The following is an 8,843-nucleotide window of genomic DNA, read 5'->3' as shown; positions in this document are numbered from 1 at the left end:
GGGCTAGCCTCGGCAAGTCACCCCCAACCCCGGCCCTTCCCCCATCAAGGGGGAAGGGAGGTATTCGCTGGCCCCTTACTTCCCGCTCGCCGCCGGCCCGTACAGCAGGCCGTTGAACAGGAACTTGAACGTGCCCCACGACTGGGCGCGCTGGGTGATTTCCGGGCCGAACACAAAGATCTTGCCCTTGCCCAGGTCGATGTCGAGCATCGCCGTCGCGCCGTTCAGCTTCTCCTGGCCGACGGCCCAGCCACTGCGCAGGGGCTTTTCGCCGTCGAACCACGCCACGCGCGAGACGCCCTTGACGTCGGGCTTCACGGTGAAGGCCGGGCTGCGGTCGAAGAAGACGTCGACCTGATCGCCCGCTCCATAGGCCAGGGGCTGTTTGGGATCGACCTTGGCCCGCAGGACCGAGCCGGGGATATAGAGCTCGCGGTTCGAGAGGGCCTTCAGCTGGCCGTTCTCGGTCTTGGCGGTGGCCACCTCGACCGGCGCGCCTAGCGCCGTGGCCAGGCGCGTCGAGGCGCCGATCGCCACGACCGAGCCCCCGCCCTTCACGAACTCCGCGATCTTGGGCAGCGTCTTCTCGTCGGTGATCCGGCCCAGCCAGGCGCGGTACTCGGCCGGAATCTCCTCGGGCTTGGGCTGCGCGCCCGCGCGGGCGGCCCGGAAGGGCCCGCCTTGCGGCGCTGGCACCACGCCGTCGGGGAAGACCAGGACGTCGAAGTCCTTCTGGATGTTCCCCGCGTCCAGGCGCTGCGGATAGACCACCTGGAAGGGCGCCTCGAACCGCTCGAACATCCAGCGGTTCCAGCCCGAGGGCATCGAGCCGCCATAGACGTCAACGAGGCCGATGCGGACGGGCTTCAGGGCGATGGTCGCGCCGGCGGGCTTGCCGGCGACCGCGTAGGCGTCGATCCCCAGCTCCTTGACGCCCTTCTCGATCACCGCCTTGGCGGCGGGCGAGGCGGGGACGAAGATCGCGCCGGGACCGAAGGCGACACTGTTCCCCTCGGGGCCCGCCTTGGCGCCGTCCTTGACCCACTGGACCTTGGCGCCGGCCTTCAGCAGGCGGTTGGTCAGGGTGAAGCTGGCGTTGGTCTCGTGGCTGATCAGCCAGCCGGCGCTTCCGGAGCCCTTTACCGTCCCCGGCGCGACCTTGATCAGGTCGGGCACGCGGCTGGTCGGGGCTTCGAAGCCGTCCAGAATGCGGTCGAACTTGATCCCCATCTGGTAGGCCAGGGTGTAGCCGGTGACGTCATACGGAGCCTTGGGCGGGCCGCCCGGATATTCCAGGTCGTGCGGGTGGTCCTGCGGCTCGAACATGTCCAGGACGTGCGGGCGATAGGCCTGGGCGGTGCGCACGACGTACGAGCCGGCCGGATAGGTCTTGCCCGCGATCGTGAAGGCCTTGTCGGCCTTGTCGACGTCGACGCCGGTCTTGATCAGCGCGTTGAGGAAGGCCACGACCGTGGGCATGTCGGCCTGGTCGGCCGGGATCACGTAGGCGCGCGGATCGCGGGCCTCGGGCGTCTGGAGCACGGTCTTGTAGAGGCTGGGGTCGATCGCCGCGCCATAGGGGCCGGGCTTGCCCTTGCCCGCGGCGGCCAGGGCCTCGACGCGGGTCGGGGTGATCGTCCAGCTGTCGGTCGAGCCGCGCTTGATGCTGTTGTCGCCCATCTTCCAGATGTTGAAGAGCAGGCGCTCGCGGTTGCGGGCGGCGTAGTCGATGACCGCCAGGTTCATGGTCATCTGGTAGTCCAGCGAGTCCTGCAGGCGCCAGACGCGCGGGGCGATCGGCGCGGGCCGGTCGTTGTTGGGCAGTTGCAGGTCGGGAACCAGATTGACCGTGGTCGGGGTCGGGCCGCCGATGATCTCGGTCAGTAGGCCGACGGCGTTGTGGAAGTAGGAGACCGACCGCACCATGCCGTTGTGCCAGGTGGAATAGGGCGCGGCGCTGCGGGCGCCCGAGCCCGGCTTGTCCTCGGCGACCAGCCGGCTGTGCATGGCCATGCCGACTTCCTGCAGCTGGGTCATGACCAGCGGGTCGTAGTTGAAGTTGAACGGGTCGCGGAACGGCGGAACGAACACTACCATGCCGTTGGGGCCGGTCTGGTGCTGGTTGAAGATGATCTGCGGATACCACTCGCGGAACAGCTGCTTGTTCACATTGGTGGTCTCGGCCATGGCCGACATGAAGCTGTCGCGGTTGTTATCGTGGCCGACGTACTTCTGATACAGGCGCGGCAGCGAGCTGAACTCGCGCTTCTTCGGATCCTGGTTGCGCATGTACCAGTCGCTGACCAGCTCCATGCCGTCCGGGTTGTCGTGCGCGAACAGGATCACGCAGTCGTCCAGCAGGCGCAGGGTCTCGGGATCCTTGGCGGTCAGCATGCGGTGGAGCACCTGAATCTGGCCTTGCGAGGTGATGGTCTCGGTGGCGTGCAGGCCCGCGTCGATCCAGACGACCGCCTTGCCTTCCGCCGCCAGCTTGGCGGCTTCTTCCTTCGAGACGCCTTCGGCCTTGGCCAGCTTGCGCGAGATCTCTTTCAGGCGATCCAGCTTGGCGAGGTTGGCCGGCGAGGAGACCACCGCCATCCACTGGGTGCGGCCTTCCTCGGTCTTGCCGATGTCGACCAGCTTCATCCGGTCGGACTGGGCCGCCAGGGTCTTGAGATACGCCTCATAGGCGGTGTAGTCGGCCAGGAAGTAGTCGCTGCCGATCGGCTGGGCGAACGCCTTCTCCGGTGGAGTGATGTCCGCGGCGATCGCGCCGCCCAGAGCCCCGAAGGCCAGAATCACGCCGAGGGCCGCACCGGCCATCGCTCCGCCACGCGTCATCATATCACCCCTCACCCGCGCGCCTCGACAGCAGAGGCCGCTCCATCCCTTTGAAAGACGAAGCTGGATCGGATTTCCGCACCCGGAGCAACCGGCGGAGCAGCCCATTTTTTCGTCGGGAGCATCGGCGCACGGAAAAGGGGCCGCCCTCGCGGACGGCCCCTTCCTCTCATCGGGCCCTACTGGCGGCCCGTACGCGAGATTCGGTGGAGATCAGATCGCCGAGCGGCGGGCCAGTTCGACCCGGCGGGCGGCCACTTCGCTACGGGCGCGCTCCAGGGCGTCGATCTCGGTGGCGGTCAGCAGGTTGTCGATGACCCGGCCCAGGTGCTCGCGCATGGCGTTGCGGGCGGCGGCCGGATCGCGCGCCTTCAGGGCCAGCAGGATCTCCTGGTGGTCGTCGATGCGGGGGCGGACGCCGACCTGACGCGCGCGCTCCAGCATGGCTCGGCACAGCGGCGACTTGTAGCGCTGGTCCCACAGGGTCTCGACGACGTTCACCAGCGCGCTGTTGCGGCTGGCCCGGGCGATCGCGACGTGGAAGCGGCGGTCGGCGCCTTCGCCGCGCACGTCCTTGTCGTTCTCAACCACCATGTCGTCCATGATCGTCGTCAGCTCTGTCAGTTCCTCGTCGGTGATCGTGGCGGCCGCCAGCGCGGCGACCTCGCCCTCGATCAGGCGGCGGGCCTCGGTCAGCTCGAAGGCGCCGATGTCCAGTTCGGGCGCGGCGCCCTGGGCGCGCGGCGCGTCGGTGACATAGACGCCGGAGCCATGCCGGGCCTCGACCAGACCCTGGATTTCGAGGGCGATCATGGCTTCGCGCACGGTCGGGCGGCTGACCTTGTAGTCCTCCGCCAGATCCCGTTCGGATGGCAGGCGCTGACCGGGCTTGTGGACGCCCTCGCGGATCGCTTCGGCGATCGCGCCAGCCACCTGCTGGTAGAGCTTGCGGGCTTCCGTCGTCGAAGTGGTCATGTCTCTTCAATCCCGTCCATCACGCGCCGGCCATACGCGCCAGGGTGGTGCAGACTATTGCAAGGGAAGGGACCGCGCTACCCGACCTTCGTCGACGGCCTCTAGCATCTCGTCTGATAAGTCGCTAAAACTGGTCAGGCCAATTTCTCTTCCACGCTCAACGACTAGGTCCATGCTGAAGATTATCGACGCCAAGGTCATCGTCACCTGTCCCGGCCGCAACTTCGTCACCCTGAAGATCACCACCGAGGACGGGATCACGGGCGTCGGCGACGCCACGCTGAACGGCCGCGAGCTGTCGGTCGTCAGCTTCCTGCAGGATCACATGATCCCGTCGCTGATCGGCCGCGACGCTCACCAGATCGAGGACATCTGGCAGTTCTTCTATCGCGGCTCGTACTGGCGCGGCGGCCCGGTGGCCATGACCGCCCTGGCCGCCGTCGACATGGCGCTGTGGGACATCAAGGGCAAGGTCGCGGGCCTGCCGGTCTACCAACTGCTGGGCGGCGCCTGCCGCACCGGAGTCACCGTCTACGGGCACGCCAACGGCGAGACCATCGAGGACACCATCGCCGAGGCCGTCAAGTACAAGGCCCTGGGCTACAAGGCCATCCGCCTGCAGACGGGCGTGCCTGGCCTCGCCAGCACGTACGGCGTCTCGAAGGACAAGATGTTCTACGAGCCGGCCGACAACGACCTGCCGTCCGAGAACGTCTGGTCGACCGCCGCCTACCTCAAGCACGTGCCGAAGTTGTTCGAGAAGGCGCGTGAGGTCCTGGGATGGGACGTCCACCTGCTGCACGACGTCCACCACCGCCTGACCCCGATCGAGGCCGCGCGCCTGGGCAAGGACCTCGAGCCCTATCGCCTGTTCTGGATGGAGGATTCGGTCCCGGCCGAGAACCAGGGCGGCTTCCGCCTGATCCGCCAGCACACGACGACGCCGCTGGCCGTCGGCGAGATCTTCGCCCACGTGTGGGACGCCAAGCAGCTGATCGAAGAGCAGCTGATCGACTACCTGCGCGCCACCGTGCTGCACGCCGGCGGCATCACCAACCTGAAGAAGATCGCCGCCTTCGCCGACCTGCACCACGTCAAGACCGGTTGCCATGGCGCCACCGACCTGTCGCCGGTGACCATGGCCGCGGCCCTGCACTTCGACATGTCGATCCCCAACTTCGGCCTGCAGGAATATATGCGCCACACGCCGGAGACGGACGCGGTCTTCCCGCACGCCTACACCTTCAACGACGGCATGCTGCATCCGGGCGACAAGCCCGGCTTGGGCGTCGACATCGACGAAGAGCTGGCCGCGAAGTACGAATACAAGCGCGCCTACCTGCCGGTGAACCGCCTGCAGGACGGCACGATGTTCAACTGGTAGGCGGCGAAGCGCTCACCTGAGAATTCGGCCGCCGAAGGGTTCCTCCGGCGGCCGTTTTCGTTTCGGGTCCGTGCGTTGAGATCTAGGCCGGGCCCACGCGGAAAGCGCAAAGCTTGTTGCCGTCCAGGTCGCGGAAATAGGCCGCGTAGAAGGCTTGCGGGCCTTCCTCGCCGCGCACGCCCGGCTTGCCCTCGCACTTGCCGCCCAAGGCCACGGCCTTGTCGTGCAGCGCGTCGACCTTGGCGCGCTCGTCCATGACCAGAGCGATCATCGTGCCGTTGCCGAAGGTCGCGGCCTGGCCGTCATAGGGCTTGCCGACGCCGAACATCGGCTTGCTCCAGTCCGCGCCCCAGGCGCAGCCGCCGGTCGGGAACTCCATCAGTCGCTTGACGCCGATCGTGTCGAACAGCGCGTCGTAAAAGGCCTTCGCCTTCTCCAGGTCGTTGCTGCCGACCAGGGTGTATCCGATCAAGAGAGCCTCCCGTCTCAATGGTTTCCAAGGGCTGCGCCCGGTGCAGCCTTTGTAGCGAGAAGCAAGGTTTCCGAGAATAGCGGATGGCGCTTAGGCTAAAGTGAAGCTTGCCGCGCGAAGCGTCAGTTTAGCTAGAGTAACGCCTGCAATTTCTTTTGGTTCTAATAATTATCTTATATTTTTCTGCAGTATAAAAAAGAATGTCGGGTTTACGACATAAGTTTCCCGTATAAGTTTCGTTATTTACTTTCGTGGGTGGCTATCGGGTGCTAGCGTTATCCACATCATCGGTACGATTTCTTCGAGCGCCGGTGGCTGAGAGGCGAAGCTGAAGCTTTCGCTTTCTCTCGAATGGCTGGAGCGATTCATGCCCACGTACCTGTTCTACCCGCGCCGCGCGAACGGCGTGTCGCTGACCTTTGTCGCCGAGACGGCCGAGAGCGACGCCGAAGCGATGGAACTGGCCGCCGACATCGCGGCTGAACACGAGTGTGTCGGCGTCTTCGTCTGGGAGCCGGCGCCCGGTCCCGACGGCCGCGACCGCTTTGTCGGCGAGATCAGCGTCCGAGGCGGCGAGGGCCGCAGCGAAGCTTTTGGTGATCGGGGAGCTTCCGCCGAGGTTTAAGCGTTACCGGAAGACCGCAGGGAGGTCTTCCGTGGACAAGCTGTTCGCCAAGTTCGCCAACATAACCGCCAGGATCACCGGCAGCCCGCCCGCCTTCCTGGCCTGTGTGGCCTTGGTCTTGGTCTGGGCGATCAGCGGGCCGTTCTTCGGCTTTTCCGAAACCTGGCAGTTGGTGATCAACACCGGCACGACCATCGTCACCTTCCTGATGGTGTTCCTGATCCAGAACACCCAGAACCGCGACGGTGTGGCCCTGCAGACCAAGCTGGACGAGCTGATCCGCGCCACGACCGACGCCGAGAACGAGTTCATCGGCATCGAGAAGCTGACCGACAAAGAGCTCGAGGCCCTGCACGCCCGGTGCAAGGCCCGGGCCGATCGCTCGATGCGCGCCTTGCAACGGGCGGCGGCCGAAAAGGACGCCCGCATCGCGAAATCGAACGCGGGCGCGCGCAAGGCCCCAGCCAAGTCTCAGCCTTCCGCTAAGGCCCGGGCCGCCAGCCGCGCGAAGGCCTTGAAGGCCGGTCGATCCAGCCAATGACGCGTGTCGGCTACGACCTCGACAGGCTGGACGCGGGTTGCCTTAGACGGTAGCGGTACCAAAGGGCGAGCGCGTCGGCATGAACGCGCGCCTGATTAGGGAAACGCGTCTTGCCGAAGCTGTCCTTTCCGAAACTTCGGGCCCTGCGCTGGTGGATCATCGGCCTCGTCATGCTGGGCGCGATCATCAACTACCTGACGCGTTCGACCATGGGCGTGGCGGCCCCGACGGTGCTGAAGGACCTCGGCATCACGGTGACGGAGTACTCTTGGATCACCGGCGCCTTCCAGCTGGGGATCATGCTGCAGCCGGTGTGCGGCTATGTGCTCGACACCCTCGGCCTTCGGACCGGTTTCGCGGTGTTCGCGGCGGCCTGGTCGCTGGCGGCCATGGCGCATGGCCTGGCGTCCAACTGGCAAGGCTTCGCCGTCCTGCGGGGCCTGCTGGGCTTCGCGGAGGGCTCGGCTCAGCCGGCCGGCATGAAGACGGTCGCCACCTGGTTCCCGGCCAAGGAGCGCGGCTTCGCCGGCGGCGTGTTCAACATCGGCGCCTCGGTCGGCTCGATGCTGGCCCCGCCGCTGGTGGTCTGGGCCGTGCTGACCTGGAACTGGCGCGCGGCCTTCGTCATGACTGGCGCGCTGGGCCTCGTCTGGCTGGCGCTGTGGCTGTTCTTCTACCGCTCGCCCGACCAGCACCCGTCGATGACACAGGCCGAGCGCGAGCGGATCGCCGCCGGTCAGGAGACGCACCTGGCCGAGGCGGGCGCCAAGCCTTCGGTGATCTCCATCCTCAAGCAGCGCAAGTTCTGGGGCATCGCCCTGCCGCGCTTCCTGGCCGACCCCACCTGGGGGACGCTGTCGTTCTGGGTGCCGCTGTACCTGTCCCAGACGCGCGGCTTCGACCTCAAGCAGATCGCCATGTTCGCCTGGCTGCCGTTTGTGGCCGCCGACCTCGGCTGCCTGTTCGGCCCGACCGTCGCCGGCTTCCTGCAGGCGCGCGGCGTCTCTCTGATCAACGCTCGCCGCTGGGCCGTCACCCTGGGCGCGGCGATGATGACCGGCATGATCTTCGTCGGGCGGGTCGAAAGCCCCTACGCCGCCATCGCGCTGCTGTGTCTGGGCGGCTTCGCGCACCAGACGCTGTCGGTGACCGTGATCACCATGGCCTCGGACCTCTTCCGTCGTGACGAGGTCGCCACCGTCGCGGGCCTGGCCGGCATGATGGGCAATCTGGGCGTCCTGCTGTTCTCGCTGCTGATCGGCGGCCTGGTGGCCACGATCGGCTATGACCCGTTCTTCGTCGCCCTGGGCGTGCTCGACATCTTGGGCGCCATCATCCTATGGACCTTTATCCGCGACCGCATCGAGCCCAAGGCCGAGCCGGTCAGCCAGATTCCCAATCCGTGAGTTTGTCCGTGATCCGCAATCCCATCCTGCGCGGCTTCAACCCCGATCCCTCGATCGTGCGGGTGGGGGACGACTACTACATCGCCGTCTCGACCTTCGAGTGGTTCCCGGGCGTCCAGATCCACCACTCGCGCGATCTTAAGAACTGGCGGCTGCTGAGCCGGCCGCTGCAGCGCGCCAGCCAGGTGAACATGCTGGGCGATCCGGACGGTTGCGGTGTTTGGGCCCCCTGCCTATCCTACGCCGACGGCCGCTTCTGGCTGATCTATACCGACGTCAAGCGCTATGGCCGCACGACGGTTGGCGGGGCCTCCGGTGCGTCCCTGCGCGACTTCCACAACTACCTGGTCACCTGCGACACGATCGACGGCGAGTGGTCCGAGCCGGTCTATCTGAACAGCTCCGGCTTCGACCCGTCGCTGTTCCACGACGATGACGGCCGCAAGTGGTTGTTGAACCAGCTGTGGGACCACCGACCGGGCAGGAACCGCTTCGCCGGCATCGTCATGCAGGAGTTCTCGGCCGCCGAAGGCCGCCTGGTCGGCTGTACGTCGTCAGAAGTTTTGAGACAGCCGGGCTGCGGATTTAGCGGAGGGTTG

7 protein-coding genes and 1 pseudogene are annotated in these 8,843 nt (G+C 66.4%); 5 read left to right on the top strand and 3 right to left on the bottom strand.

Annotation, left to right across the window (positions count from 1 at the left end; translation table 11 throughout):
* Positions 1-75: 75 nt before the first annotated feature.
* Both AX690_RS09530 and AX690_RS09525 read right to left on the bottom strand, forming a co-directional pair.
* Positions 76-2,932 (bottom strand): annotated as a pseudogene (locus AX690_RS09530) (M14 metallopeptidase family protein).
* Positions 2,933-3,054: 122 nt separating this feature from the next.
* Positions 3,055-3,816, bottom strand: coding sequence for a FadR/GntR family transcriptional regulator (locus AX690_RS09525; protein ID WP_066684146.1), 762 nt, complete (start codon positions 3,814-3,816; stop codon positions 3,055-3,057).
* 172 nt (positions 3,817-3,988) lie between these two features.
* Between AX690_RS09525 and manD the strand changes: the two genes are divergently transcribed.
* Positions 3,989-5,200 carry a D-mannonate dehydratase ManD gene (gene manD, locus AX690_RS09520; protein ID WP_066684147.1) on the top strand — a complete coding sequence of 404 codons (1,212 nt, stop codon included), beginning with the start codon at positions 3,989-3,991 and terminating at the stop codon, positions 5,198-5,200.
* A gap of 82 nt (positions 5,201-5,282) precedes the next feature.
* On the opposite strand, the gene AX690_RS09515 is transcribed toward manD, so the two are convergent.
* Positions 5,283-5,672, bottom strand: a complete 390-nt coding sequence (locus tag AX690_RS09515; protein WP_066684148.1) for a VOC family protein — start codon at positions 5,670-5,672, stop codon at positions 5,283-5,285.
* 367 nt (positions 5,673-6,039) lie between these two features.
* On the opposite strand from AX690_RS09515, the gene AX690_RS09510 reads away from it, so the two are divergent.
* The 4 genes from AX690_RS09510 to AX690_RS09495 all read left to right on the top strand — a co-directional run.
* Positions 6,040-6,297 carry a hypothetical protein gene (locus AX690_RS09510; protein ID WP_066684152.1) on the top strand — a complete coding sequence of 86 codons (258 nt, stop codon included), beginning with the start codon at positions 6,040-6,042 and terminating at the stop codon, positions 6,295-6,297.
* Between the two features lie 31 nt (positions 6,298-6,328).
* Complete coding sequence (locus AX690_RS09505; RefSeq protein ID WP_066684153.1) at positions 6,329-6,838, top strand: low affinity iron permease family protein; 510 nt, start codon at positions 6,329-6,331, stop codon at positions 6,836-6,838.
* A gap of 170 nt (positions 6,839-7,008) precedes the next feature.
* Positions 7,009-8,244 (top strand): MFS transporter, encoded by a 1,236-nt coding sequence (locus tag AX690_RS09500; RefSeq protein WP_231732159.1) that lies wholly within the window; start codon positions 7,009-7,011, stop codon positions 8,242-8,244.
* Positions 8,241-8,843: family 43 glycosylhydrolase (locus tag AX690_RS09495; RefSeq protein ID WP_156449619.1), on the top strand; the 603-nt coding region annotated here is incomplete at its 3' end. The genes AX690_RS09500 and AX690_RS09495, both read left to right, overlap by 4 nt.

The organism is Caulobacter sp. CCH9-E1, from assembly GCF_001556515.1.
Lineage (GTDB): Bacteria > Pseudomonadota > Alphaproteobacteria > Caulobacterales > Caulobacteraceae > Caulobacter.
The sequence above is the reverse complement of the archived record's forward strand: the minus strand, read 5'-3'. Positions and strand labels throughout refer to the sequence as shown.